This is a genomic window from Steroidobacter cummioxidans (genome assembly GCF_003104955.1).
On the sequence record NZ_LSRW01000017.1, the window covers coordinates 12,637 to 38,575 of the forward strand.

20 protein-coding genes are annotated in these 25,939 nt (G+C 62.3%); 11 read left to right on the forward strand and 9 right to left on the reverse strand.

Annotation, left to right across the window (positions count from 1 at the left end):
• The first annotated feature begins 38 nt into the window (after window positions 1-38).
• A complete protein-coding gene (locus D0550_RS10355; protein ID WP_116809113.1) occupies window positions 39-1,439 on the forward strand; it encodes an HAD family hydrolase in 1,401 nt (466 codons plus the stop codon).
• Here the strand turns inward: D0550_RS10355 and D0550_RS10360 are convergent.
• Together D0550_RS10360 and D0550_RS10365 are read right to left on the reverse strand one after the other, a co-directional pair.
• Window positions 1,331-2,401 (reverse strand): glycosyltransferase, encoded by a 1,071-nt coding sequence (locus D0550_RS10360; RefSeq protein WP_116809114.1) that lies wholly within the window; start codon window positions 2,399-2,401, stop codon window positions 1,331-1,333. The genes D0550_RS10355 and D0550_RS10360 overlap by 109 nt on opposite strands.
• On the reverse strand, window positions 2,398-3,459 hold the full coding sequence (locus D0550_RS10365) for a glycosyltransferase family 2 protein (protein WP_116809115.1): 1,062 nt from the start codon (window positions 3,457-3,459) through the stop codon (window positions 2,398-2,400). The genes D0550_RS10360 and D0550_RS10365 overlap by 4 nt, the downstream gene beginning before the upstream one ends.
• A 260-nt stretch (window positions 3,460-3,719) precedes the next feature.
• Here D0550_RS10365 and D0550_RS10370 point away from each other — a divergent pair, with 260 nt between their 5' ends.
• The 5 genes from D0550_RS10370 to D0550_RS10390 all read left to right on the forward strand — a co-directional run bounded on the left by D0550_RS10370 (window position 3,720) and on the right by D0550_RS10390 (window position 8,102).
• Window positions 3,720-4,277: a polysaccharide biosynthesis/export family protein gene (locus tag D0550_RS10370; RefSeq protein WP_206606193.1), complete on the forward strand. Its 558-nt coding sequence runs from the start codon at window positions 3,720-3,722 to the stop codon at window positions 4,275-4,277.
• The gene (locus D0550_RS10375; protein ID WP_153067105.1) at window positions 4,267-5,448 is read left to right on the forward strand and encodes a hypothetical protein; all 1,182 of its coding nucleotides are present in this window, start codon (window positions 4,267-4,269) and stop codon (window positions 5,446-5,448) included. Before D0550_RS10370 ends, D0550_RS10375 begins: the two co-directional genes overlap by 11 nt.
• Before the next feature lie 33 nt (window positions 5,449-5,481).
• Window positions 5,482-6,438: a Wzz/FepE/Etk N-terminal domain-containing protein gene (locus D0550_RS10380; RefSeq protein WP_116809118.1), complete on the forward strand. Its 957-nt coding sequence runs from the start codon at window positions 5,482-5,484 to the stop codon at window positions 6,436-6,438.
• A 208-nt stretch (window positions 6,439-6,646) separates the two neighbouring features.
• Window positions 6,647-7,216, forward strand: coding sequence for a hypothetical protein (locus D0550_RS10385; protein WP_153067106.1), 570 nt, complete (start codon window positions 6,647-6,649; stop codon window positions 7,214-7,216).
• 40 nt (window positions 7,217-7,256) lie between these two features.
• The gene (locus tag D0550_RS10390; RefSeq protein ID WP_116809120.1) at window positions 7,257-8,102 is read left to right on the forward strand and encodes a CpsD/CapB family tyrosine-protein kinase; all 846 of its coding nucleotides are present in this window, start codon (window positions 7,257-7,259) and stop codon (window positions 8,100-8,102) included.
• 85 nt (window positions 8,103-8,187) lie between these two features.
• Here D0550_RS10390 and D0550_RS10395 read toward each other — a convergent pair whose 3' ends face one another.
• From D0550_RS10395 to D0550_RS10410, 4 genes are read right to left on the reverse strand one after another with little or no spacing between them, the layout of a single operon-like run.
• Entirely contained in the window at window positions 8,188-8,814 is a 627-nt protein-coding gene (locus D0550_RS10395) for a serine O-acetyltransferase (protein ID WP_116809121.1), read from the reverse strand.
• A complete protein-coding gene (locus tag D0550_RS10400; protein ID WP_116809122.1) occupies window positions 8,811-9,815 on the reverse strand; it encodes a lysylphosphatidylglycerol synthase transmembrane domain-containing protein in 1,005 nt (334 codons plus the stop codon). Before D0550_RS10400 ends, D0550_RS10395 begins: the two co-directional genes overlap by 4 nt.
• Before the next feature lie 15 nt (window positions 9,816-9,830).
• Window positions 9,831-11,777, reverse strand: a complete 1,947-nt coding sequence (asnB, locus tag D0550_RS10405) for an asparagine synthase (glutamine-hydrolyzing) (protein WP_116809123.1) — start codon at window positions 11,775-11,777, stop codon at window positions 9,831-9,833.
• A gap of 4 nt (window positions 11,778-11,781) precedes the next feature.
• The gene (locus tag D0550_RS10410) at window positions 11,782-13,014 is read right to left on the reverse strand and encodes a glycosyltransferase family 4 protein (protein ID WP_275129232.1); all 1,233 of its coding nucleotides are present in this window, start codon (window positions 13,012-13,014) and stop codon (window positions 11,782-11,784) included.
• A gap of 132 nt (window positions 13,015-13,146) precedes the next feature.
• Here D0550_RS10410 and D0550_RS10415 point away from each other — a divergent pair, with 132 nt between their 5' ends.
• The gene (locus tag D0550_RS10415; RefSeq protein ID WP_116809125.1) at window positions 13,147-13,911 is read left to right on the forward strand and encodes a class I SAM-dependent methyltransferase; all 765 of its coding nucleotides are present in this window, start codon (window positions 13,147-13,149) and stop codon (window positions 13,909-13,911) included.
• A 6-nt stretch (window positions 13,912-13,917) separates the two neighbouring features.
• Here D0550_RS10415 and D0550_RS10420 read toward each other — a convergent pair whose 3' ends face one another.
• From D0550_RS10420 to D0550_RS10430, 3 genes are all read right to left on the reverse strand, one after another.
• Window positions 13,918-15,912, reverse strand: a complete 1,995-nt coding sequence (locus tag D0550_RS10420; RefSeq protein WP_206606194.1) for a protein kinase domain-containing protein — start codon at window positions 15,910-15,912, stop codon at window positions 13,918-13,920.
• Window positions 15,913-16,017: 105 nt separating this feature from the next.
• Complete coding sequence (locus tag D0550_RS10425; RefSeq protein ID WP_116809127.1) at window positions 16,018-17,064, reverse strand: NAD-dependent epimerase/dehydratase family protein; 1,047 nt, start codon at window positions 17,062-17,064, stop codon at window positions 16,018-16,020.
• Complete coding sequence (locus D0550_RS10430) at window positions 17,061-18,854, reverse strand: glycerol-3-phosphate dehydrogenase/oxidase (RefSeq protein WP_161965753.1); 1,794 nt, start codon at window positions 18,852-18,854, stop codon at window positions 17,061-17,063. Before D0550_RS10430 ends, D0550_RS10425 begins: the two co-directional genes overlap by 4 nt.
• Before the next feature lie 371 nt (window positions 18,855-19,225).
• On the opposite strand from D0550_RS10430, the gene D0550_RS10435 reads away from it, so the two are divergent.
• The 4 genes from D0550_RS10435 (at window position 19,226) to D0550_RS10450 (ending at window position 25,856) form a co-directional block, all read left to right on the forward strand.
• A complete protein-coding gene (locus tag D0550_RS10435) occupies window positions 19,226-20,602 on the forward strand; it encodes a pectate lyase family protein (RefSeq protein ID WP_153067107.1) in 1,377 nt (458 codons plus the stop codon).
• A 198-nt stretch (window positions 20,603-20,800) separates the two neighbouring features.
• A complete protein-coding gene (locus D0550_RS10440) occupies window positions 20,801-22,333 on the forward strand; it encodes an undecaprenyl-phosphate glucose phosphotransferase (RefSeq protein ID WP_116809130.1) in 1,533 nt (510 codons plus the stop codon).
• Window positions 22,334-22,360: 27 nt separating this feature from the next.
• Window positions 22,361-24,391 carry a glycosyltransferase family 39 protein gene (locus tag D0550_RS10445; RefSeq protein WP_161965754.1) on the forward strand — a complete coding sequence of 677 codons (2,031 nt, stop codon included), beginning with the start codon at window positions 22,361-22,363 and terminating at the stop codon, window positions 24,389-24,391.
• Window positions 24,351-25,856 (forward strand): lipopolysaccharide biosynthesis protein, encoded by a 1,506-nt coding sequence (locus tag D0550_RS10450; RefSeq protein WP_275129233.1) that lies wholly within the window; start codon window positions 24,351-24,353, stop codon window positions 25,854-25,856. The genes D0550_RS10445 and D0550_RS10450 overlap by 41 nt, the downstream gene beginning before the upstream one ends.
• Window positions 25,857-25,939: the final 83 nt, after the last annotated feature.

A 25,939-nucleotide genomic window follows, 5' to 3' on the forward strand; every position in this document is an offset into this window, starting at 1 on the left:
AACGGACAGTTCCGGGCGCCCGACAAAGACGAGACGCGATGCGATACGTGGTGCTAGCCGCAGGCTTTGATGGAACGCTGGCGCGCGATGGGCGTTGCGACGAGCGTTGCATCGACGCGTTGCGCGAGTTGTCGGCGACCGGCCGCAAATTGATTCTGGTGACCGGCCGCGAGTTGCGGCGCTTGCTGGAGATCTTTCCCGAAGCCCGCCTGTTCGATTACATCGTTGCCGAGAACGGCGGGGTGCTGCATCGAACGGCGACCCGACAATCCGAAATTCTCGGCCAGGCGCCGCCGGAGATCCTGCTGCAGGAGTTGCGCCGCCGCCAGGTCACGCCGCTTGCGGTCGGCAGCTCGATCATCAGCACGGCCGCGAAGTATTTCGATGCGGCACGTGAGGCCTTGCGCAAGCTCAAGCTGCACATGGACTACGAGCTGGTGACCAACGATGACACGCTGCTGATTCTGCCGCCGGGCATCGACAAAGCGTCGGGCATGAACGAAGCGCTGCGGCAGCTGGGGGTTTCACGTCACAATCTGGTCGCCATCGGCAACGCTCAGAACGATCTGCCGTTGCTGGCCTCAGCCGAGCATGCGGTGGTCGTGAACAATGCGGCCGAGTCGATCAAGCAGGCGGCGGATCGCGTCACTGAAGGCGAATACTGCGACGGCTTTCTCGAGCTGTCGCGTGAGCTGATCGCGACGGATCTGGCGTCCTCCGTGCCCAGGCGCAGGCTCGTGCTGGGTAAAGGCGAAGATCAACGCGATGTCCTGCTGTCGCCCTGTCAGGACTCGGTGCTGGTCAGCGGGCCGGATGAAACGGCCCGCACCTTGATCTGCAATCGCCTGCTGGAGCAACTGATGCAGCAGGACTACCAATGCTGTGTGATCGGCGCGGATCGGAATGTCCCCGTCGCATCGCCGCGCGCCACGTATGTCGACATGAGCAGTTGGGGTGATGCCCACGACGCGCCCAGGCTGACCGATGTGCTGAGGGCGCTCGAGGCGCCGACTCACAGCATCGAGATCAATCTCGCGGCTCTGCCGCCCGAGACGCGTCCGGTGTTCGTCGACGCATTGCTGTTACAACTGCAGGCCTTGCACGATCGCGCCGGCCGGCCCCACTGCATATTGATTCATCATGCCCAGCATTTCCTGACCGGGACGCAAGCCGCCAACGCGATTCGCCGCTTGTCGGAAGTGACGATGATCTACTCGACGGCCGAGGCCAGTCAGTTGCCGCCTGCAGTGTTGAACGACGTGCAGCTCACCATCGCTACGGGACTGCCCGCGGTCGACGCGCCGGAGCTTCCCGGCGCGTCCTCGCAAGCTCAAGCTGTCATTGCGGGTGGCGCGGTATGCCGGATTTCGCTGTTGCGACCTTCGCCCGGCTCCACGTCGGTGACTTCCACGGATGAAGTCACAGTGCCGGGATTCTGATCCGGGTACTGAATCACTTCCTGCACCCGATAGTCCTTCATGCCGCGTGCATGAGTGAAGATGATCAGCTCGCCCAGCAGGCCGAGCGCGAACACCTGCATGCCCAGCACGACCAGCAGCGCGCCCAGTAGCAGCGCCGGTCGGTCCGCGAGTTTCTCGCCAAAGAACAGACGTTCTACGCTCAGAAACGCGATGATTACCGCACCGATGCCGAACGTTGCGGCCCCCAGCATGCCGAAGAACCGCAGCGGCCGCTTGGTGAAGCGCACCAGGAAGAAAATGCTGAACAGATCGAGCACATGGTGTGCGTACTCCTTCGGCCGATACACGCGCTGCAGCCGGTCTTTCGGCGACTGGCGCATGCCAACTTCGCTGACGCGGAAGCCGAGGCGCGTCGCGAGGATGGCCATGAAGCGATGCTGATCGCCGTACAAATCCATTTCTTCGAACACCTGACGGCGCATGGCGCGGGCACCGCAGCCGAGATCCTGCAGCCGGGCGCCAGTGACAAAATTCACCAGCCCATGGAAAGCGCTGCGACGCATGCGATCGAACATGTTGCCGTAGCGGGGTGAGCGATAGCCAATCGCCATGTCCGAGGAGCCCAGCGCTGCGACCAGCTTGGGAATATCCTGCGGCTCGATCTGATGATAGGCCGGCAAGGTGACGATCACGCTGCCTTGGGCGCGCTCGAAGCCCGCCATCAACGCCGCGGCTTCGCCGAAGCTGCGCGTCAGGCTGACGACCGTGAGGTCCTCGCCATCGCTCAGCAGTTCGTCCAGCGCACGGCTGGCATCGGTGCGATTGCCGTCGATGACGAAGATGAATTCGAACGGCAGGCCGACGGCTTCGATGCCGGCTTTGTATTGCGCATACAGAGGCCGCAGCTCCGCGCGTCGCCCGCATACGGGCACGATGACAGAGATCGACGGCAGTGAAGGTGTCAGAGGCTGAGTGCTCATGAGATGGTCGTCACTGGTTGCGTGGGTCGCGCCTTGGAAACATCGCCACGATGGCGCTGCACGGTTTGTGTCAGTCTGAAAAACTCGTTGTCGCGGATGTCGCCGCGCGAATAGATCAGCTCAGCTAACGCGCCACTGCACAAAAGGATCGTGCCTGACGCCAAAAAAATAATTCCGGTGCCCGCCAGCGGTAGCGACAGTTGCGCACGATTGGTGATTAGCGTCATGAACGTGTGCGCCAACATTGCAAACGAGCCCAGGAACAGCGGTATTGAAAGCAATGCGAACCAACGCAACGGACGCGACGCGAACGTGGTGACGGTCTTGATGACCATCAGATCCAGCAGCACCTTGTAAATGCGCGACAGGCCGTATTTGGATTGGCCGTAGCGGCGCGCGTGATGCCGTACACGGATCTGCGCGACACGCGGTCCGGCGATCGATGCCATGGCCGGAATGAACCGATGCATCTCCGAGTACAGCGGAATGCTTTTGATCAGCTCGGCGCGAAACGCTTTCAGCGAGCAGCCATTGTCACGGATCGGCACGCCAGTGACTTTACCGATCAAAACATTGGCAATGCGCGAAGGAATCTTGCGTGTGATCAAGTGGTCTTGCCGGTGGTGCCGCCAGCCCACCACGATGTCGAAGCCGGCCTCGATCTGCTCGAGTAGATGCTTGATGTCGGCCGGATCGTTCTGCAGATCGCCATCCATGGTGACCAGGATTTCGCCGCGCGCATGCTCGATGCCCGCCGCCATCGCTGGCGTCTGGCCGTAGTTGCGCCGGAATTTCACCAGCCGCACGCGGGAATCGAAGCGGGCGATCTGGCGGGCGATCTCGGCCGTTTCATCGCGGCTGCCGTCATCGACGAATACCATTTCGAACGTGCAGCCGATATCGCCCAGCGCCTGCACGATAGCCGCGTAGAGCGGGCGAATGCTCTCCTGCTCGTTGTACAGGGGCACGATGACAGAAAGCCGCGGACGCGGCGTCTGCTGCGCCTCAGCGGCTAGCAACTTCGGCTCTAGTTCAGTTGTAACTTTTGCACCAGTCATCCTGTATTTCCCGACGTTCTTACAACCTTTCCCCGCCTCGGCGTGCCGCTCATCGCAAGCCGTATGTGCAGGAACTCCTCTCACATGCTCGCCATTCCATGGTCGTAGTGACAACGCGGCGCCAAACCTTTGTATCCACGCCGCGGTGCCGCCATCCAACGACACGTTGCTTCGTTGGCACGTGACCTGCAAAGGACAGGCCAACGTAACAAGCACGTAACTTATGAGCTCGGCTTTCGGGTTCGATAGGAGCAGATTCGATGACGAGAATGCGAGGGGTATGGGCGATGCTGGTGATGTGCGTGCTGGGCCTGCAGGCCGCGCACGCGCAACAGGCGTCATATGTCGTCAAGCCCGGCGACACCTTGGAAATTTCGGTGTGGAAGGAGCCGGACCTGCAACGTCAGGTGCTGGTGCGGCCGGACGGCGCTTTTTCGTTTCCGCTGGTAGGTGAGGTCGATGCGCGCGGCAAGTCGATCGCGGACCTCAACAAGCTGGTGGCCGAGCGTCTCACCAAATACATCTCCGGTGCGGTGGTGACCGTGTCGGTGCAGGAGATCCGAGGCAACAAGATCTTCGTGCTCGGGCAGGTGAACAAGCCGGGCGAGTTCATCGTCAATCCCAGCGTCAACATCATGCAGGCGCTGAGTATGGCCGGTGGCATGACGCCGTTTGCCGCCAGCAACGACATCATCGTGCTGCGTGGCCAGGGCGAGAAACAAACCGCGATGGCGTTCCGTTATCCCGAAGTCGTGCGCGGCAAGCGTCTGGAAACAAACATCGATCTGATCGCGGGAGATGTCGTTGTTGTGCCGTAATCGTTCGCTCAGGCGCTACTGGGTCGGTCTGCCGATGGCGCTGGCCGCGTGCACTGTCAGCGCAGCCAACTGGGAAATTGCGCCACGGGTGGCGGGCGGGTATCGATTCAGCGATAACTATCGCCTTTCCTTGCCAGGCGCTGAGATCGAGGTGTCGGGCGCGGAGGCCGATGTCGCTGCGACATTTCGCACCGTCGATCCGCGCACCAACTTCGAGATCACGCCACGGATCAATGCAACCTACTTCCCGAACGAAAGGACCGAGGACGCGACCAATTATTTCCTCACCGCCGGCTTTTCCGATGTGACTCCGCGCCGGCGTATCGAGGTGCCGCTGCTGTTCTCCGAAGAGGACGTGGTGCGCAGCGAGTTGCCGAACGCGGCCGAAGGCGGTGGGCTGGGTGAGCCGAACCAGGGCGACTCGGGTCGTGTAGTAACTCGCAACCGCCGCGAGTTCCTCCGCATCGAGCCGTCGTTTGCTTATGACTTGTCGCAGCGCTATCGCATGGAGCTGAGTGCGCACTACATGCAAGCAAATTTCAATAATGATGTGCCGAACGCGCAAGAGGATTTCAGCGAATTCGGCGCGGGCGCGGCCCTCGGCTTCAACACCTCGGAGCGCTCGACGCTGTACGTTCGCGCCCTTGGGTTTCAGTACGAAACAAGCATCAAAACCGATGCGTATGGCGGCGAGTTTGAATGGAATACACAGTCCTCTGAGAACACACGCGCCTACATTCGCCTCGGCGCGCAGCAAACCAGCCCGGAGAACGGTCCGAGCGACAGCAACATCATCGCTGGTGCGGGCGGTCAGTGGTCGACGCAACGCAATGACTGGTTCCTGGACCTCACTCGCTCGGTGGGGCCAATCTCTGCGGGAACTGTGGTGGAGCGTTATCAGTTGCGTCTGAGGTTGAAACACGACGTTTCGCCACGCTTTGCCATACGCGCGGGTGCCCGCCTGTCCCGGGATGAGGAAACTCAGGAAGGCTCTTACCCCACGCGCAAATATGCGACCGGCGAGTTGGGGTTCGAGTGGCGTTGGATGCGGCAGTGGTCGCTGGTGGGCACCTACAACTACCGGTGGCAGGAATACGCAGACGAACCTACGGACGCCGACTCCAACACCCTTTTGTTCGGCATCGTGTACGAACCGAAACGCGCTCAGTAAAGCAACGGCCAGTCATTACCTCGAAGCAGCGCCATGTCAGTAACCCCGAGCCATCTACAGACGCCTCCCTCTTCTTATCCCGGTTATCCCGGCCCCGAGCCGGAGAGCGCCGGCTTCGGCGATTACCTGGGCATTCTGCGTCGTCGTCGCAAGCTGCTGCTGCTGGTGGGCTTGCCCATCATCGCCATCGGCGCGGCGCTGGCGCTGGCCTTGCCCGATGTGTATCGCTCGGAAGGCCAGATCGAGATCGAGGGCGCACAGGCGGTCAGACAAAATCCGAACGCGCTGGCGCAGGATCCGGAAGAGTCGCCGTATGCCGACCAGTACGTTCGCAGCCTGAGTACGGTGGTGTTGAGCGATCGCACCCTGGCCAAGCTACTGGCCGAGCATCAGCTCTACGACGATCAGGCCGATGATCCGGCCGGCGCAATCAAGACGCTGCGAGGTGACATCAAGGTCGACATCGTGACCGTGCCGATTCTCGATCCCAACACGGGTCGCGAGCGCGACGTCGTGACGGCATTCAGCGTCGCCTACGACAACAAAGAGCCGCAGCGCGCACAGCAGGGCGCGGAATGGTTGGTCAACGCGTTCCTCGAGCAGAATCGCAACGATCGGCAGCGCCAGGCCGGCGGCCGAGCGAAGTTCTTTGCGAGCGAAGCCGAGCGCGTGCGTACGCATGTGGCGGGGCTGGAAGCCAAGCTGTCCGATTTCAAACAAAAGAATGCCGGCAAGCTGCCCGAGCTCAACGAGATGAATCTGAACGTCATGGATCGGACCGAAAACGAGATCCAGAACGTCGAGTCGCAAATGCAGGCATTGCGACGTGAGCGCGTGTTTCTCGTCTCACAGTTGGCGCAGGCACGCGCGGCCAGCCCCGATGGCGCGAACCTGAGCGCGCTCGAAGCCGACTATGCCCGCAGAAGCGTTCAATACGACCAGAGCCATCCCGATCTGATCATGCTGCGGCGGCAGATCGAATCAAATTGAAGGCGGGCGGCTCGGGCGCCGGCCAGTCGTTGAAAGTCGCAGTTTGCAGAACCCAGCGTTTCCAATTTCTTGGCCGAAAAAAACCCGTCAGCGCTATAGCGAAAAGATCAATCCCGGAACGTGCAGCGGATCCCAGCGCACGATCCAGTCGCTGGAGGCCCGCATCGCTTCCGGCGAGACCGCTGATGCCCCGGCCGCCGATTCGCCGATGGCAATGCAGTTGCAGACGCAATTGAATGCTACCGATACGCAGCTGGCGGCATTGCAGGCGCGGGCGATGGACCTTCGTACCAAGTTGAGCGGCCTGGAAGGTCGTGTCGTCGCGGCGCCGGAAGTCGAGCGCGATTATCAAGCCGTGACGCGCGATCTCGCGAGCGCGCGCGCCAAGTACGACGAGTTGCTGAAGCGCCAGATGGATGCGGAAGTGAGCGAAGCTGCCATTGCCGGCGGCACCGCCGATAAGTTCCAGGTGAAGTCATCGCCGAAGATGCCCGAGGAGCCGGCCAAGCCGGCGCGCATCGCCATCGCCATCATCGCGTTGGTGCTGGCGACGATTGCCTCGCTCACGTCGGTGATTCTGGCGCAGTTGCTCGATGCAACAGTGCGGGGCGCACGGGATATTCAGGACATTCTCGGCGTTGCGCCATTGACCGCGGTGCCCCTCATCAAACATCCCCATACCAAGAGGCACAAGAGCGGAGCGCCAGCGTATGCTGCTACGGCTGCGGCGACTGTCGCCATCCTCGCATTCGCGGTCATCGTTAGATTTGTTGCCTGATCCGAAGCATGGTTGAACTGAAAGTCACGAGAGCACGCAAATGAGCATTATCGAAGAGGCAGTGCGCAAGACCGCGGAACGCTATCAACGTCCTGCGCCGCCTGAGCAGGGGGCCACCGGCCGTCCCCGGCTGCGACGCGTGCCGCCTCCCGCCACGGAGACGGCGAACGTACGGCGCTTTCAGCCTGTGACGCTGGATCGCGGCGTGCTGGACGACAACAACGTCATCTCTGGGATGACCGACCCGGCAGCGCTGCGCGCCTACAAGATCCTGCGCACACGTGTGCTGCGCCGGCTGGAGGCCAATCAGTGGCAGTCGTTCGCCGTGACCGGTGCGACGCCGGGCGAAGGCAAGACGCTGACAGCCATCAATCTGGCAGCGGCGCTGGCGTACGATTCGAACACCTGGGTGTTCGTGGTCGATCTGGATCTGCAGCGGCCGAAGGTGGCCAGTTACCTGGGACTCACCAACAGCCACGGCGAACGCGGCCTGGCGGATTATCTGCTCGGCGACGCGACCTTCGAGCAGATCGTGTATTCGCCCACCGGGATGGAGCGACTGGCCGTCGTGCCGAACTTCCAGTCGATCGCGAATGCGTCGGACATGCTCACCTCGCCTCGTATGGACGAACTGGTCCAGTCGCTGGAAGCAGAGATGCCGCGCCGGATCGTGATATTCGACATGCCGCCGGTGCTCGCCTCGGACGACGTGCTGGCGTTTGCGCCGCAGGTCGATGGCATGCTGCTCGTGGTCGGCGAAGGCTTCACCAATCGCGATGCCTTGCGCAGCGCGAAGGCATTGCTGCAGGAAATGAATTTGCTGGGGGTGGTGTTGAATCGATCCGAGGCGCAAGACCAAGGCGCGTACTACTCGTACGCGCGCTGACTTTCGAATCCAAAGCGCTCAGGGGGAATCGGCCCCAGGCTGACCGGATCGGCCTGGGGCCTGCTGCTTTTGGGGCCGGTCGTTTTCAACCTTCCGGCTGCGCCTCGGCGGGGCTTACCGGCTGGTTGCCGGCATAGGAGATGATCTTGAAACCGGGGTCGAGCACGGCAATGGCGTTGTCCGGCAGATCTCTGTAAATCACCGCGTTCGCGCCGATCTTCACGTTGTCGCCAATGCTGATCCTGCCGAACAGGCGCGCGCCCGGCGCGATATAAACATTGTCGCCGATGGTCGGCGCGCCCCGTTTCGGTCCGGCACCGGAAACGCCGATCGTGATGTTCTGCGACAGATTGCAATCACGTCCGATGATCGCAAGCGACGACACGGTGATGCCGCCGTGATGGCCGATGTACAGACCCGGCCCCACTTTCGCGCCGCGCGGAATTTCGATGCCCCACAACGCCTGCACGAAAAAATCCAGAATCATGTAGAGCGGATCGAACAGGATGCGCAGCAGCCTGGGTCGGCTCTGGCTCCATTGCCCGAAACGCAATACCACCACGGCATGCACCCCTGGCGCACGCGCGCATGCCAGCACACGTTTTAGTGTGCTTCCCGACGTCATCGCATAACGCCGCCGTAGATCGGCGCGTAACGGACTCTCCGCGCCAGGCGGACGCTTGGCGGTCAATGCTGAGCTGTGTGCATTCATGTCGATGTTCTAATGTTCGAGGTCTCAGTCGCTGGCGCCACCGGTTCGACCGGCGGACGCACCCCCGTGCGGGCCGCGAGCATCAACCACCATGGAAACCAGACCACGATTTGCAAGGCGCGGGCCGCCAGCGAGATAGCGAGCGCATCCGCGGGCTTGACGCCACCCAAAGCCATGACAGCGATGAAAATGCCTTCATAGACGCCGATGCCATCCAGGGAGATGGGCAGGCGCGATACCAAAATGGCCAGCGGCACAGCCGCGAAAATAAACACAGGACTGAACGGGACTTCCAGCGCCCGCGCGACCAGGCCGTAACAAACGATCACGGCGATGTGCTCGACCAGGGTGAGCGCCGAGAACGCGGCGATTCGCGGCCGATCCGACGCGAGCGACGCGTAGGCTTCGTGCAGGCGCTCGAGCAGGCGCACCGCCTTGCTGTCCCGGAAGCGCAAGGGAATGAGTCGCAGCACCGAGTTCAACGCATGGTCGGTAAACGAAAATACCAGAATGGTGAGCGCGCCCAGCAGGCCAGCGACACCGAACGCGAGCGCATAGTCATAAACCACGTCATGCGGCAGCATCGAGCGGAGCAGGATCAGGCTCGCCACCGCGGTCAGCAGCGCGACGATGAAGCCAATACCGCGTTCGACCAGAATCGTCGCGAGCGTGTCATCGACGCGCACGCCGAAACGGCGCACGAGCATGACTCGAATGCCGTCGGCGCCGACCGTGCTGGGCAGCGCCAGTCCCCACATCATGGCGCTGCAGTAGACCATCAGTTTGTGTGCGAGCGAGATGGTGTAGCCGCGAATCGCCAGCAGCAGGCCCCACTTGTAGCTCATCAGCACGCGATCGATGAGAAAGGCGAGCAGTGCGATGCCGGTCCACATCGGGTCGCAATTGCGCAGCGTGGTGAGCACCGCGCCCAGATCCACGACATAGATCAATAGCAACGCGCACAACAGCAGCGTGACGATGATCCGTAGCCACGTTTTCATCGTTGTGAGATTGGCTCAGCTGGCGCGACGCGCACCATGCTCGTCGGCCGCCAGCTCGCGACGCAGGTCTTCGCGGGATTGGCCAAGGATGGACATGCGATACCAGATTTCCGCGTTGATCAGCAGCCACAGTCGATTGCCGTGATCCGCGCGCTTGGCGAGATGCTCGTCGACGAGTTGCGTGATCGCCTGGCGATCGAGCACGCGATCCTGTACCAGCTGCGATTGCCTCAGGCAGGACTGGTACAGGCGCGTGTATTCGGTTTGCAGCAGATAGGGCAGGGCGGAGGAGAAACCCTGCTTGGGACGATCCAGAATTTCCGCTGGCAGATACCGGGCCGCGAGCTTGCGCTGGATGTAACGCAACGTGCCGCCGCGTACCTTCAGGGAGGACGGTAGTCGTGCCGCGAAGCTCGCGAGCTCGTGATCCATGAACGGGCTGCGGGCTTCCAGCCCGTGCGCCATGCAGATCCGGTCGGTGATCATCACTGGATGATTTGGCAGCCGCACCAGACTGTCGGCATAAAGCATACGATCCAGATCGCCGCCTTCGGATTCCTCGAAGGGCCGACGAATGGCTGCTTCTGCATCCAGAGTCGACCAGTGATGTTGTACGTCGCGCGCATATAGCGGGCGTCGGCGCGCGGGATCGAAATAGAAATAATTCAGGCTCGCCGCGTAGCGCGCACTGCCGGAATGGAACGACAGATGATGCAGCCAGCGCAACTGATGGCCCAGGCTCTTGTACCAACCGGACTCGGGAATCATCGCCATCGCCGGCGCGAGCAGCTTGCGACGTAAGGTTTCCGGCAGCCGGCCATATCGCGCGGCGTACAGATTGCCGTAGTAACGATCGTAGCCGCCGAACAGTTCATCGCCGCCGTCGCCGCCAATGACGACCTTCACATGCTGTCGGGTGAACTTTGCCAGCAACCAGGTGCACAGAGACAGCGGATCCGAGGGCTCATCGAGCGCCCACACCAGATCGGGCAGATGCGCGGCAATCTCTGGTTGCACGCGTTCTTCGTGATGCTCGGTGCCAAATAAAGTGGCCACGGCGCGAGCGGCGGGGGCTTCATCGAAGCGCTGATATTTCAGGCCCATGGTGAAGGTGGGCAGATTCTTCACCTTCAGGTCGCGCGACAGCATCGCGACCAGCAGGCTGGAATCCATGCCGCCGCTCAGGAACGCGCCGACCGGCACATCGCTTTCCATGTGCAGTCGAAGCGTCTGTTGCAGCTTGGCCTGCAGTTCGTCGAGCAACTGCTCCTCGGAACCTGCGAGCTTGGGATTTTGCTGGAGGCGCCAATAGCGACGGATCTGCGGAGCGCGGCCGGGTTGGAACGTTAGCAAATGTCCGGGCGGCAGCTTGTTGATGCCCTCGTACATGGTCAGCGGCGCATCGATCAACCGCAGCGCCAGATATTGATCCAGCGCGGCGAGATTCATCCGCTGACGGCGCCGATCCAGCGCGCGCAGCGCTTTGATCTCGGAGGCAAACGCGAAGCCTTGGTCGCTGACGCTATAGAACAGGGGCTTCTGTCCCAGATGATCGCGCGCCATCAGCAATCGCTTGCGCCCGGTATCCCACAAGGCGAACGCGAACATGCCGCGCAAATGATCGAGCAGCTGTTCGCCATGACGCTCGTACAGCCCGAGAATGACTTCGCAGTCGCTGTTCGTCGCAAAGCGATGGCCGTCCTGTTCGAGGCGCGTGCGCAGCTCGCGATAGTTGTAGATCTCGCCATTGGCAACGAGCACCAGCGAGCGGTCCTCGTTGTACAGCGGCTGGCGTCCGCCGGCCAGGTCGATGATGGACAGCCGGCGATGCCCGAGCGTCACATCCGCATCGTGATGCATGCCTTCGCCGTCCGGGCCGCGATGCTCGAGTGCACCCAGCATGCGCTGGAGCGCCTGCTCACGCCGCGGGTCGGAATTGATGATGCCGGCTATTCCACACATGTGATTAGCGGTGAATGGTTGGAGGTTGATCCGAGGCGGCGTCGAGCGTGCTCACCGAGCCGCGCTGTTTCTTGCCGGCAGCACGGCGCGAGCCGTCGATCGCCCGTTCGAAGACGGCTTCGTAGCGCGCCGCGCAGGTGTCGATGAAATAATTCTCGACCAGCTGCCGGTTGTGCCGGCCCTGGCGCTCCCGGGTTTCACGATCCCGGTGTAGATCGAGCAGCGCGCGTACGAATGCCTCCCGATCGTTGAGCTTGACGACGTGGCCGGTTTCGCCCGTCGCCAGAAAGTCTGTCTGCCCGCCGCGGTCGTAGCACAGCACCGGCAGACCAAACGCCATGGCTTCCAGGAACACCAGACCAAAGCCTTCGTGCTGGCTGGCCGTGACGAACGCATCGGCGACGGAGAGCGCCGCATACTTCTCTGCGTCCGAAACCTGGCCGAGCATGTGCACGCGATTGCGGATACCGAGTTGGCTGGCGCGTTGCTCCACAGCCGGCGCATCGGGTCCATCGCCGACGATGACCAGATGCGCATTGGCAATATTGCTCGCGGCGAAATTGTCGATGAGTTGTGTCGTTGCCTTGCGCGCCACCAGCCGACCGATGGTAATCATGACAAAGGCATCGTGCGGCAGACCCAGGTCCTGGCGCGACGCGGCGCTCACCGGCGGCGGTCGATCGATACCGAGTGGAATCAGCTCGACCGGGCGGCGTACACCGTAAAGCTCTTTGACGTGACGGACCGTATCGTGCGATTGACCGACGACATCATCTGCTGCGCGCAGCATCCAGCGCACAGCGGTCCGCAATGGCGCATGCAAATGCGGCGAGCTGCTCTTGCTGGGGTCGTACAAATCGCCGCCGTGTACCGACAAAACATTCGGCACGTTGCGCCAGCGCGCCAGCGCATGGCCGAGCGGGCCGGTAGGGACGACGAAGTGGGTATTGATCACGTCGAAGTCACTCTTGCCGAAGCGCAGGCCGCGAAAAAATCCTGTCGGCAGATACGCAGCCATGGATGGGAAGTTCGCCACCGCCAGCTCGCGGCGAAAGAACACCGGGACCCGCAACACGCGCACGCCGCCATCGCGATCTTCGGAGAGTAGATCGCCAGCGCGCGAAGTGAGCACTGTCACTTCATGGCGACGCGCCAGGTGCCGCGCGAGCGAGGCCATGACCACTCCGCCGCCGCCGCCCAGAGGTGGATATTCGTAGTTACAAAAAAGGATGCGCATGGTGCGGTGAAAGGAGCAAATTCCATGCCGCTGGCGCACGCGCCAATCGGGTAAATCCGACGGAACTCCGGGCGTTCGCGCGGTATTTACCCGAATGACCTCACGGTCGGAATTTTCTGGGGATATCGGCTCATGAGTGCTCAGCCCACAATCGTTACCGAACGCACGGCGCCGCAACGCCGGGTCATGGCCGCGCGTCTGGAGCCATTCGATTCGTACTGGCAGGCGCCTGCCAACATCGAGGCGGGCTACAGCTCGTTTGCAGCCTACTATCGCGCCAATTACCTGCCGCATCTGCCGGCCGACAAGTCCGCCAGGATTCTGGTGGTGAGCTGCGGGCCGGGCTATCTGGTCAATGTGTTAGCTCAGGCGGGCTACCAGTCCGTCATCGGCATCGATTCCGATCCCGCCAAGGTCGAGCATGCGCGGCGTCGCAATCTGCCGTGTGAAGCGGCTGAAGCTTTTCCGTACCTGGAAAAATGTCACGGTGAGTTCGATGTCATCATTCCGGAGCAGGAGCTGAACCATCTCACTCATCAGGAGACCATCGAGTTTCTGCAGTTGTGTCACGCCGCGCTGCGCCCCAACGGTCGCGTGATCGTCTATGCGATGAATGGCGCCAATCCGTTTGTCGGCGCTGAAAACCTTGCGCACAACATTGACCATTTTTACATCGTCACGGAATACAGCCTGGGCCAGCTGTTGCAGCTCGGCGGCTTCCGTGACATCAAGCCGTTTGCGTTGAAGTTGTATGTGTTCTGGAAGAATCCGCTCAACTACGTGGGCCTGGCCGTCACCAGCGTGCTGGAGCTGGGCATGCGGATTCTGTTCAGGATGTATGGCAAGAAGGTGAGCGTACTGAGCAAGAAAGTCGCTGCGGTGGCGATCCGCAGCTGATTGCTATTAATCGTCGTCGCGGATGATGGCTTGGGCGCGACCGACCTTGCCGATCCGCGCCGATTTGGGTGCGAATAATTCGACGTAGAACGTCTCGTCGTCTTCCTTCAACAGATCGTTGCGTAACGGCACATAGATCGCGCGTTGTGCCTGGCCGTCCGCGAACGTCACTGTGCCTCCCGCGTCGGAGGCGAAATCGATGCCGGCGTCTGCCGTGCCGCTCAAGGCTTTCCAGCTCACGCTCACGCGGCCGGACAAAGGCTGCGAGCGCTTGATCAGGAATACCGCCGCAACCGAGCTCTCGCTGGTGACGACGCTCGACGATTCGAACGAGATCTCACTCAGCGGCGCCGCTGCTGGCCTCGGCTTGCTGGCTGCGATGGGAGCCGCAGCAGCGGTAGCTGCATCCTCTGTCGTCGCATCCATCGTCGTTTCGGGAGCAGCAGGCGTGGACGGCGCTGGTTCAGCCTCGGGCTCGGCAGCAACTGGTGGCGTCGATGCCGCTGGCAACGACGCAGCTGCTGGCGCGAGCGACGGCGCGGGACCATCGTCGTTCTGGCGCTGAAACGCGAAATACGTGACCAGCAATGCACAGGCGATGAAGGCGAAGAAGCCCCAGCTGCGTTGCTTCGGCATCAGGTCTGCGGGTAGCTCGGCAGGCACGACTTCCTCTGGATCGACATGAATGGGCGCCGGCGTTGCGGCCACCGGCTGCTCCGGATTCAGGCGCGTCAGCAGATCCTCGACGCTGTCGGGGCGCTGCTCGCGCTTCCATGACAAGGCCGAGAGCAAAGAGAGCCATTGCGAGGTCGAGAGGTTCCATGCGCGCGGCGGAATCTTGCCTTCGTCGCGTGCCTGCAACGAAGACTGCCGGCCAAACGGGTGCTGGCCAGTAAGCAGCTCGTACGCCACGCAGGCAAAGCTGAACACGTCGTCACGTCGATCCGGCGTGTCGCCGCTGAGCACTTCAGGGCTCGCGTAAGTAGGCGTGCCCGCCGGAATGCGCGAATCGTTGGCGGTCGGGCCGGCGGCAGTGCCGAAGTCAACGATGCGCACGCCCTCATCGGGCGTGATGAAAACATTGCCGGGCTTGAAATCGCCATGCACGACGTTCTGGCTGTGGGCGTACCGCAGCGCCTCGGCGCACTGGCGCAGAATCTTGTAAGCCAGCGACACGGGCACCATGGTCCAGTCACGCAGCAGCTGCGAGAGCAATTTGCCCTGGATCAGTTCCATGGTGATGAAGCTGCGGCCTTCGTCTTCGTGCAGATCGAGCACGCGCACGATGCTGGGATGGGACAGCAACCTGGCATGCTCGAACTCGTGCTTGAGGCGCCTGGCGGCGCGCTCGGGATTGCCCAGCTCGGGGCGCGGAGTCTTGATCGCGACTTGCAGGTTCGGCGCGGCGCCCTTGGCGGACAGCATGTCGCGCGCACGGAAGACGATGGCGGTGCCGCCGCAGCCGATGACTTGCTCGAGCAAGTAGCGATCGCAGAGCACTTTGCCGGGCGCCAGCGCAGGCCGCCGCGACTCGGCAGCTTTCGGGACGGCTTTGCGAGGAACCGTGGTCGTGACCAGCGGCACGTGCTCGCTTGCTACGTCGTCCGTCAGCTCGGCACTGTTCGTCGCCGGCTTGCTCTCGACGACAGCAGCCGCAGGCGCGACCGGCACATCGGCGGTGATCGGGCCAGAAGCTGCAGGCGCTGACACGAACGGCTCGCGGCGACCGAACGGTAAGGGCATGCGAGCAGTCGCATCGGGCGTGGTCGCCGGCTCGCGAGCAAAGATGGGGCCGGTGGAGTCCTGCGGCGCTTCGGCAGGGCTTGCTGCTTCGGCCAGGGCGGAGTCGCGAAGCTCGGAGTCATGAGCAACGTTGTCAGCGCGTGGCTCTGCGGCGGGCACGCGTGGCTGCGTGGAGCTCGCCAACGCCGGATGCGGCACTTCGCTGGGCACGATGTCGACCGTGGCCGGCTCCAGATCCGCAGTAAATTCGTCGTGCACGTCCGCAGTCGTGTCGAGATCCAAGGTTGCGGGCCGCTGCAAAGGTCGCCGGTGGCGCAAATGACGTGAACGAAAGGAGCTGTGAAAGTTCGCTGACATAGTTTCTTAAGCCGATTGCCGATCGGCGACCTCCGTGACGGCGGGACGGGGCAACAGGCCACGTGCCCGGTACCAGCTGGCGGTATCGGCCGCTCCGGTACGGAAATCGATCGCCGGTTGGAATCCTAGCAACGACTGTGCCCGGGTCGTAGAAAATACGAAAGACTTGCGAAAAAAATCCAGGCGTCGGCTGTGCAAGGGTGGCGCGATGTGCAACGGCGGCAACGTGGTCTCCATGACGCCGGCCGCCGCGATGAACGGCCACAGCGGCAATTTCAGCCGCGGCGGCTTGCGCTCCAGCACGCCGGCGATCTGCCTCACCATCTCGTGCGTGGTCATGATCTCGCTGCCGGCGAACACGAACTTCTCGCCGATCGCCTTGGGGTGCTGCGAGGCCATCAGCAGGCCGCGCGCCAGATCGTCGACGTGAATGCACTGGCGACGGTTGGTGCCGCTGCCGATCATGACGAAGTGGCCGCGCGCGATGCTCCGGAACAGCTTGAGCAGCCGTTGATCGCCGGGCCCATACGTCTCGGCGATGCGCACGATGCACGTTTCGAAGTGCTGGGCGAAGGACTGCACGATACCTTCGGCCTCGACCTTGGTACGAGTGTAGACGTTCTGCGGACGCAGCGGACTGTCTTCGTCCAGCAACGATTCGCTTGCCTCACCATAAACGCCTATGGTGCTGCCATAGACGAAGCGGCGGACATTGTGGTCGCGGCATGCGCTCAGCAAGGTACGCACGGCGTCGACGTTGATGGCGCGAAAATAGCTCTCGGGCATCTCCGCCTCGTGTTGAGCGGCGGCGAGATGAATCACTGTATCGCGCCCTTGCAGCAGCCGATCTACCAGCGCGAGATCCTGCAGCACGCCCGCTTCGACGCGGACGCCGGCAGCACGCAAGTCCTGCAGCCGTTCGTTTTCGATAGTTGATTCGGCACGGCCTGTCGCCAGTACGTCCATGCCGAGGTGATAAGCGCGTAACGCGAGTCTCGAGCCAATGAATCCTGAGGCTCCTGTTACGAGCAGTTTCTGGGGAGATGAAGTCATGCAGTCGCTCTTACCGTGGTTTCTGCAAGCATCGCGCCATGATTCGGTGATGCCGTCGCACTGGCGTCGCCAGCAGTCGCATGAGGTGCCGTTCGACCTGATGCAGGCGTCGAGCTGGAGTCGTGCGCTAAATGCCGTTGCAGAGTGTGTTCCGTCGTGGCGATCTCCTGATGCAAACGCTCGGCTGACCACGACAACAGCCGGCCCATCTCAGCCGCGGTGGCGAGCAATGCTGCCCGGCCTGGGTGCGAGCCGGCGGCAAGATCCGTCCGGCGCATGACCGCGTCTTCCAGGTGCACCGCCATTTCCTGGCTTACCGCGTAACGAATTTCGGCGGTGAGTGTGCTGGTGCCAGGAATGCTGGCCACCGTGGCATTGCTGCCTTCATCGAGCACGGCGCGATAGCTGCTGCCGTGATTGCGCAGCAACGCCTGCATGCTCTCGGTCGTGACGCCCGCCGGCAATGCGCGACAGGCCGCGCTCTGGAAGCTGGCGAAATTCTCGACATCGCCGCCCGGCAGCGGGATGCGGTCGCTGGCGGGGGCGGGGGGCGCGCGCTCGGCTTGTTTCAACAGTAGATCCAGCGCCCGAGCGGCGTCGACGCGCGCCATCGTGAAACGGATGCCGACCAGGCTCACGAGCCCTTGCACGTTGTGCGCATGACGATGATCGATCAGCCGCGACTCCTTGCCGAAGCTCAGCTCGGTGGCAGTCGCGGTTTCGCCGAAGGGCACCAGCCCACAGTGCGCAAAGCTCACTTCCTGAGGCCTCAGTTGCAGCATCGGATAGACAGAGTTGATCTCGGCCAGCCACTCCTCGATCTCCTCCGGCAGCACCTGGGCGCGATCCGGAAATTCGGGGAATAGCTTGTGCCACACGCCGATCAGGGTCTTGTCGCGCCAGGGCGCGGCGAACAAATGTCGGGTCTGACGGCCGAGCAGCGCGTCCTTGTCGCGGCTCAAGCCTTGTATGGCGATCCCATGCGACGATGTGGGCGCGCGCTCCACAATGAAATAAGCATCGCGGGAAAACGGCAGCCGCCGAGGGCTGCCGAAATGCTCGGCATCGTTCTGCAGGTAGTCGGCCCAGGGGCCCGCGGCATTCAACGTCAGGCGGGCGCGTACATCGAATTCATCGCCAGTGAGCTGGTCGCGGACGCGAACTCCGCGCACCCTGTTGCCCGACCACAGGAAGCGCACCGCTTCAGCGTAGTTGCAAACATCTGCGCCGGCGGCGACCGCGCCTTTGACGAAAGCAAGTACCAGGCGCGCGGCGTTGTACATCTGGCCGTCTTCGAACACCACGGCTCCGCTCAGGTCCGGTGTTTGCAAATGAGGAAACATTTGCAGCACCTCACTGCGCGAAAGCAGCCGCGTATTGCCGATTTTACGGTCGGCATCTCGAATGCCGCGATTGCGGTCGAACGTGAGCAGATCGTATATCCGGGCGCCAGTGCCGAGAAACGCTTTGCCACTGCGACCCCGCCCGTAGGTGGGGATGGCAATGGGCAGGGGATTCACCAGATGCGGAGCGATTCGCAACAACGCCGATCTTTCGCGGCAGGAGCCTCGCAGACGAGGCAGGTCTGCATGCTGCAGATAACGAATCCCGCCGTGGACCATCTTGAAACATTCGGCCGAGGCGCCGCCGCCGAAGTCATTTCGCTCCAACAACACAGTTCGCAGGCCGCGCAAGGCCGCATCGCGCGCAGCGGCGGCACCGAAGGCGCCGCCTCCGATGATCAGCAAGTCATATTCGCGCTGTGCCAGGGGGGCTGTTGTACGTTGCATCCGACGACTGCTCGAGGTGTTCAGGCCCAACGCTTGCGATGCACTTTCAGTGCCCATCGCGCAGGGATTTTTTGGGCACGTCTGACTTCCCGTTGCGACGAGCGCGCAGGGCGGGTTTGCGAGACTGGCTACTGTCGTAGATCGGCCGCAGGCAATCGCCCTACGTCAACCCAGTACAGCTGCGCCGGGCTTCAGGGCTTAGCCGATGTAATCGTTGCAAGCGGGCTTGTAACTTTTCTCCCGAGTTGCAAAGCGGCTCACCCATTTTTCACCTGCAAGAAATGCTTGGTGGTAGGCCCGGGCTGGCTCCTCGCGTCGCCGCTGAAACTCTCCATGGAGTAACGACGTTGTCTACTGCGAAGAATCCTGTCATGAAGCCAAAGATTCCCCGACTCGCGGCCGCCGTGGCTCTCGCCTGCGGAATGGCGCCGCTCGCCAATGCTGTACCGGTGATACCAGGTGCCATCGGTCACGGCATCTCCACGCCTGCCGGACGCGGCGGCACAGTCATTCGTGTCACCAACACGAATTATTCCGGCGCCGGCTCGCTCAAGGCTTGTGTCGACGCCAGCGGTCCGCGCGTATGCGTGTTCGAAGTCTCCGGCACGATCACTCTGCCCGATGACCTCACCATCCGTAATCGCTACATCACGATTGCGGGTCAAACCGCGCCGTCGCCTGGCATCACGCTGCGTGGCTCGGGTCTGCTGATCAGGGCTTCCGATGTGCTGGTCCAGCACATTCGCGTGCGCCCGGGCGACGCCACCGGCGGCGAGCCGCCCGACAATCGCGATGCGTTGAAGATCGAAGCACCGCGCGAGGCGCCGATCAGCAATGTGATCGTCGATCACTGCACCTTCACCTGGTCGCTGGACGAGGTCGCCAGTGCCTGGCAGTACTGGGACAACATCAGCCTGCTGAACAACATCTTTGCCGAGCCGCTGCACGACTCCATCCATCCCGACGGCAAGCACGGCTTCGGCGTGTTGATCGGGCCGGTGGATGGCAGTGCCACGCTGGCGGGCAATCTGTTCGCCAACATGGAGTCGCGCAATCCGATGACTGCCGCATCGCGTACCGTCATCGTGAACAATCTCATCTATAACTGGGCCAATACGGCCGTCGATCTGCAGAGCCGGGGTCTGGTGACCCAGAATTCGGTGGTCGGTAACGTGTTCGTGCGCGGTCCGGACACCTGGAGCAGGACAGCGCCCATTGGCCTTCGTGGCGACGCATCGACGCTGCGCTCGGGCGCCAAAGTGTTCCTTTCCGATAATGTGCTGCATGGCGCGTCGAGCACGTCGGATGCGTGGGCCTCGTCGTTGGCGGGCTCGATCTACGGCTCGCTGAACCTGACGAATTTCAAGTCGACCTCACCGCTCGCCTGGCCGGCCAGCATGACGACGTTGCCGACGTCGGAGAACGTGGTGCGCGACCATGTGCTGAAGTTTGCGGGGGCCCGTCCGGCCGATCGCGACGCCGTCGACACGCGCATCATCAATCAGACGCGCAACGGCACCGGCCGAATGATCAACTGCGTCGCACCGAACGGCACGACTCGCTGTCAGCTCAATGGTGGCGGTTACCCGGCGCTCGCCGAGAATCGTCGCGCGCTGACCTTGCCGGCGAATCCCAACGAAGTGACTGCGAGCGGTTACACCAACCTCGAGCTTTGGTTGCATCGCATGGCAGCGCAGGTCGAAGGGCGCTCGTCGAGCTCTCCGGAAGCGCCGACGTTGGATCGGTAACTTCTACAACCCTGAATTTGTAATTTCGGTGAGCCCGCTCGACCGTAGCGGGCGCCGCGGATAGCTTGGATCAGGAATGACGCGGGGGTGGCGAGCCACTCCCGCGTCTTGCGTTCGTGGTACGCATCTTGCTCTGGGATCTTGATAGGTCGCTGCGGCGACTCGTCGAATGTTCTCAAGAGTTCGTGGATCCACTGAATGAGCGCAGTTCCCGACAGCGCGGTCCGGAGCACAGTAAAGCTGGCCCGCGCGCCGCAGCCGCGGCTGTCACAAGTAAAGCTTTCCGACACTTCCGTTCCTCAGCAGACTGCGGCCTACGACATCACGCCACCGCTGCTGTTCAAACGTCAGTCGGCGCTGGCGGCTGTCTATTTCTCGCTGCGTGCGACTGCGCCGGCGGCAGTTTCGATTCTCACTCTATATGCGCTGGCCGAGGTGACCGGCACCGCATCCGCTGACTCTTTCAATGCGGTGACGATCATCGTCACCATTCTGTCGATCGCCTTGTTGCAATCGCCGCGTACCCCGGCAGCGGAATTGATCGCACCGCGCGTGATGGTATCCCGCGGGCTGCTGATTCGCTGGGCACTGCTGCTGCTGGCACTGCTGACGATCGGCTACATCGCCGGCTATCCGCGCGCGTATTCGACGCCCGTGATACTGATATGGGCAGTCGCCACGCCCGCACTACTGATTCCCAGCATGCTGTTGCTGGATGAAATTGCCCGCCGCGTGCTGTGCCGGCCGAGTAACGGCCGCAAGGTCGTATTCGCGGGTTATAACAAGACCAGCGAGCAGCTGGCCGAACGTTTCTCCAGGCACGCCGAGCTGTGCATGCGCGTGCAAGGTTTCTTCGACGATCGCAGCGCCCAGCGGCTCGAAGCGGCAGCCAGCCAGAAGCTGCTCGGCCCGTTGGCGCAGCTGCCCGAGTACATCAAACAGAACGACATCGATGTGATTTTCATCGCGCTGCCGCTGCGTCACATCCGGCGCGTGCAGGACTTGCTGGACAAGCTGGGCGACACCACCGCCTCGCTCTATTACTTGCCCGATGTGTTGGTTTCCGATCAGTTCCAGGCGCGCACTGGCGAGATCCTGGGCGTGCCTGTGATTGCCATGCGCGAGAGCCCGTTCTATGGCTACTGGGGCGTGGCCAAGCGACTGATGGATCTGATCATCGCCTCGACCGTGCTGGTCGCCACCGCGCCGCTGTTACTGACCCTCGCTGCCGCGATCAAACTGACCAGCAAGGGGCCCGTGCTGTTCCGGCAACGTCGTTATGGGCTGGATGGTCGCGAGATCGTGATCTATAAGTTTCGCACCATGACGGTGGCCGAGGATGCTGGCTGGCTAGATCAAGCCAGTGCCAACGACGAGCGCGTCACCGCGCTGGGACGCATCCTGCGGCGTTGCTCGCTCGATGAGTTGCCGCAACTCATAAATGTTCTGCAAGGTCGCATGAGCCTGGTCGGTCCGCGCCCACACGCGGTCGGACACAACGAAGCCTACCGACGCCTGATCAAGGGCTACATGGTGCGACACAAAGTGCCGCCCGGCATCACCGGCCTGGCGCAGATCAGCGGCTTCCGCGGCCCGACGCCGCGCCTGCAGGACATGCAGCAGCGAGTGCATTACGACCTGGAGTACCTGCGCAATTGGTCGCTGTGGCTGGATCTGAAAATCCTGGTGCTCACCGTGCCGAAACTATTCAAGACCGACAAGGCTTATTAGCACAATCGTAAGTTTATGGGGTCGTCCATGTTTCCGGATGCGGCCAATCGTGGGTTGTTGCCAGTGAGTCCGACGCTGACGGACCACGTGGGCGGCTTCCTGCGCTCGCTGTCAGAATTGTTTCGTACCACCGCGCCGCTGGAGCGCGATCAGCTCGCGCATCGGGTCATGTTGCTGGCGATCCTCGGTGTCGGCACGTGGCTACGCTTCTGGGGCCTGGGCAATGTCGGCCTGCATGGCGATGAAGAGACCATGGGCATGGCCGCGATGGCCATCGTGCGTGAAGGCGCGCCCATCCTGCCGAGTGGAATGTTTTATCCGCGCGGCATGACCGAGCTCTACCTCATGGCAGGCTCGGTGAGATTGTTCGGCGAATCCGAATGGGCGTTCCGATTTCCATCCGCGCTGTGCGGCGTGCTGACCATCTATTGGTCATGGCTCGCGGGCCGGCGTTTCCTGCGTCCGTATTGGAATCTGGCATTCGCCACTGCCGTCGCGCTGCTGCCCGCCATGATCGTGTATTCCCAGACGGCGCGGATGTATATTTTTTTGCTGGCGTCAGTCGCCGCTTGCATGGTGTGCGTGTTCGCGTGGGAACGCAGCGGGCGCACCGTCTGGCTGCTGGGAGGAGTGGTTGCCCTGGTCATTGGCATCGAGCTCCAGGCGCTCGCGGTGACCACCGCGCTGTTGTTTCTAATGCCCGGCATCCTGCAAGGCGATCTTCGCAAGCTGCTCTACGGCGCCGTGTCCGCCGCCATCGTCATGGCGTCGTACCTGCTGATCAATGCGTGGGTGGATTCACACTATCCGGTGCCGCCGCCGGAATACGCAGCGGATCTTGGGCCGCCCCTGTGGGATCGCAGTCGTGCGCCGGAGGCTTTCGCGCTGACGTTCGAGATCGCACTGTGGATCGCGGGGCTGGCGATCGCGTTCTTTGCAATTCATCTGTCACGAGTCGTGCCGCAGCGACTCGCGGCCATCAGTGTGGCGACGCTGTTGCTGGCCGGATTGCTGCTGCAGTTGAAGCTGTACTATCACGTGGCTTTTCTGCTGTTCGTCGCGGCGATTGTGATCGCGCGGCGGTTCGGCGGGCCGCGCATCTGGCGCAGATTCCGTATCTTTGCCCTGGGCAGCGGTCTGTTGGCCTTGATCCATGTCAGCCTGCTGGCATCGACGCCCGGCTCGCTGCAGAAAATCATCGGTGCGCTGGTCGGCCAGCCGAGCATCTGGCCCTATGCTCGTATCCTGCAGTTTTCGGAAGTGGCTGGCGTGCTCGCGTTGGCCGCGATCGTCTGGGGATTGTGGCAATTGATGAAGGGCCGTCGGGTCACCGATTACGTGCTGCTGGCCGTGCTCGCTGTCTGGATTCCCATGTTCACCATCGGCTTCTTTGTCTGGAGCATGCCGCCGCGTTATACCGTGGCGTCACTGCTGCCGATGATGGTGTGCGCATTTGCTTTCGCGCAGCGGGCGCTCGACTGGCTGCAGGCATGGGCAGCGTCGCGGAAGATATCGATGCTGAGAGCCCGGTCGGCGCAGCTCGCTGCCATTGTCGTGACGACAGCCCTGGTGGTCGATCCGATCCAGGTGGCGGCGGCGGTGAATTCCGGATATGAGTCGCACCCGGATCACAAAGGTGCGGCGGAGTTCATCAAAGCTCAGAACATCGTCGACGCCGATGTGATCGTCGCCGAGGATGTGTTGCAGCAGACGTATTATCTGGGCCACGTCGATTACTGGCTGATGGGTCGCAATCACGCGCGCCGCTATGTGGAGTTGAAGAACGGCCGGATCCAGGATTTTTATACCGGCGCCGGCGTCATCAGCAGCGCCGCCATGCTGGAAGATCTGCTGCGCGCGCAGCGCGGCCATCGCATTTTCGTCATCGGCAGCGGCGAGAATCAAAGCGACAAGCGCAGGGGCATGCGAGGCGACATGGATCCGGTGCTGCACTCGAAACAGTTCGAAGTCGTTTACCAGGGCAGGGATGGCCTGACGCAGGTGTGGCGCGCCACCGGTGCGCCGCCGCTGCAAGACGCCGTTCCGTCGCAGGAGTAGGGTCATCGCCGGGTTAGTCAGTCGGACCGCGATCATTTCGATCACGCGGTTCATGAATCAGGGGCTGCTGGTCATCAGCCCCATCCTGCTGGTACGGCTGCTGTCGGTCGAAGAGTTCGGCCGGTATCGCGAGTTCCTGCTGTACGCGGGCCTGCTCACGAGCATCTGCGCCTTCGGCATCAACAACAGTCTGTTGTATTTCATTCCGTCGCGGCCGAACAGCGTGCGGCAGATGGTGCGGCAGGCGTTGGCCATGACCTTCGGTACCAGCGTGCTGGTGCTCGGCATCACCCTGCTCGCAGACTTTCTGTCCAACGGCGCCATCCTCGGCGGCCTGCAACTGCCAGTTGCCTTGTATGTGCTGCTGTTCGTAAATCTGGATTTCTGGGAGTTCTATTGGCTGTCGCTGAAACGGCCGGTGCCGGTGTTCGCTTATACGACCGGTCGTCTGGTGGCGCGCATCGTGGTGGTGGTAACGGCTGCGTCGATCTGGCGCGATGTGATGCCCATCATCTGGGCGCTCATCGGCCTCGAAGCCGTGCGCATCGCGGTCTCGTTGATCGCGTGGCACCGCGCGTCGCGCAGCATCGATCGCGCGGATCAGCAAGCTGAGGAATCGTGCTGGCGCGAGCAGTTCCAATACTGTCTGCCGGTGGGATTGGCGCTGATCCTGGTGACGCTCAACAAATCCCTGGGCAATCTGTTCGTTACCAAGACCCTCGGCGTGGTCGCGCTGGCGCATTACTCGATCGGTACTCACATTCAGCCGGTCATCGGCGTACTGCGCAATTCGATATCGGATGCGGTATTGCCCGAACTGGCGGCGCTGAAGAGCGCGAAGGGCGAGGGCGCGCTGGCGTTGTGGCGCCGCTCGACCGTGGTGTCCATGATTCTGCTGACGGTGGCCGGCGTCGTGCTGTTCGAGTTCGCGCATACGTTCGTCGTGACGCTGTTCTCCCCGAGCTACGAGCCGGCGGTGCTGATCTTCCAGATCTATCTGCTGGTGCTGGTGCGCGAAGTGTTCGATTTCGGCGTCGCGTTGCGCGCTGTGAACAAGACTGCGCCCATCGTCACCAGCAGCTTGTTCGCCATTCTCCTGAATCTGTTGCTGCTCGTGACAGTGATGCCGATCTGGGGCTTGCCTGCCGCAGCGCTGGCGTTCGTCATTTCACGCTGGACCGAGGGGCTGGTACTCAGTCGCAGCACCATGCGTGCATATAACATCGGCATCAAAGATCTGGCGCGCTGGGGCGACCTGGGCAAAGTTGCACTGGCCGCGGCGCTCGCGTCAGTGGTCTTCATCGGCTCGTTCTGGATCGATTATTTCGGCCTGGCCGGCGTGATGCTCGGCTCGGCCGTGTTCATGGCGCTGTTCCTGATCCTGTTGGTACTGTTTCGCGTGCCTGAAGTCGCCGCCATGCTGGGTCGACTGCGCAAGACCGAGGCAGCGCCCGCCAAACCCTGAATCGCGTCGCCGAATAGCGACCCTTTGTCCGCGAACTTTGGGTTCGGACGAGGCATTGTTTCCAGTGGTTACATCCTGGTTAC

Coding starts and splice junctions, on each gene's coding strand:
- D0550_RS10370 (WP_206606193.1), top strand. CDS start 3,720: ATGACGAGAATGCGAGGGGTATGGGCGATGCTGGTGATGTGCGTGCTG.
- D0550_RS10355 (WP_116809113.1), top strand. CDS start 39: ATGCGATACGTGGTGCTAGCCGCAGGCTTTGATGGAACGCTGGCGCGC.
- asnB (WP_116809123.1), bottom strand. CDS start 11,777: ATGTGTGGAATAGCCGGCATCATCAATTCCGACCCGCGGCGTGAGCAG.
- D0550_RS10415 (WP_116809125.1), top strand. CDS start 13,147: ATGAGTGCTCAGCCCACAATCGTTACCGAACGCACGGCGCCGCAACGC.
- D0550_RS10365 (WP_116809115.1), bottom strand. CDS start 3,459: ATGACTGGTGCAAAAGTTACAACTGAACTAGAGCCGAAGTTGCTAGCC.
- D0550_RS10395 (WP_116809121.1), bottom strand. CDS start 8,814: ATGAATGCACACAGCTCAGCATTGACCGCCAAGCGTCCGCCTGGCGCG.
- D0550_RS10385 (WP_153067106.1), top strand. CDS start 6,647: ATGGCAATGCAGTTGCAGACGCAATTGAATGCTACCGATACGCAGCTG.
- D0550_RS10425 (WP_116809127.1), bottom strand. CDS start 17,064: ATGACTTCATCTCCCCAGAAACTGCTCGTAACAGGAGCCTCAGGATTC.
- D0550_RS10380 (WP_116809118.1), top strand. CDS start 5,482: ATGTCAGTAACCCCGAGCCATCTACAGACGCCTCCCTCTTCTTATCCC.
- D0550_RS10430 (WP_161965753.1), bottom strand. CDS start 18,854: ATGCAACGTACAACAGCCCCCCTGGCACAGCGCGAATATGACTTGCTG.
- D0550_RS10435 (WP_153067107.1), top strand. CDS start 19,226: ATGAAGCCAAAGATTCCCCGACTCGCGGCCGCCGTGGCTCTCGCCTGC.
- D0550_RS10445 (WP_161965754.1), top strand. CDS start 22,361: ATGTTTCCGGATGCGGCCAATCGTGGGTTGTTGCCAGTGAGTCCGACG.
- D0550_RS10400 (WP_116809122.1), bottom strand. CDS start 9,815: ATGAAAACGTGGCTACGGATCATCGTCACGCTGCTGTTGTGCGCGTTG.
- D0550_RS10390 (WP_116809120.1), top strand. CDS start 7,257: ATGAGCATTATCGAAGAGGCAGTGCGCAAGACCGCGGAACGCTATCAA.
- D0550_RS10440 (WP_116809130.1), top strand. CDS start 20,801: ATGAGCGCAGTTCCCGACAGCGCGGTCCGGAGCACAGTAAAGCTGGCC.
- D0550_RS10360 (WP_116809114.1), bottom strand. CDS start 2,401: ATGAGCACTCAGCCTCTGACACCTTCACTGCCGTCGATCTCTGTCATC.
- D0550_RS10410 (WP_275129232.1), bottom strand. CDS start 13,014: ATGCGCATCCTTTTTTGTAACTACGAATATCCACCTCTGGGCGGCGGC.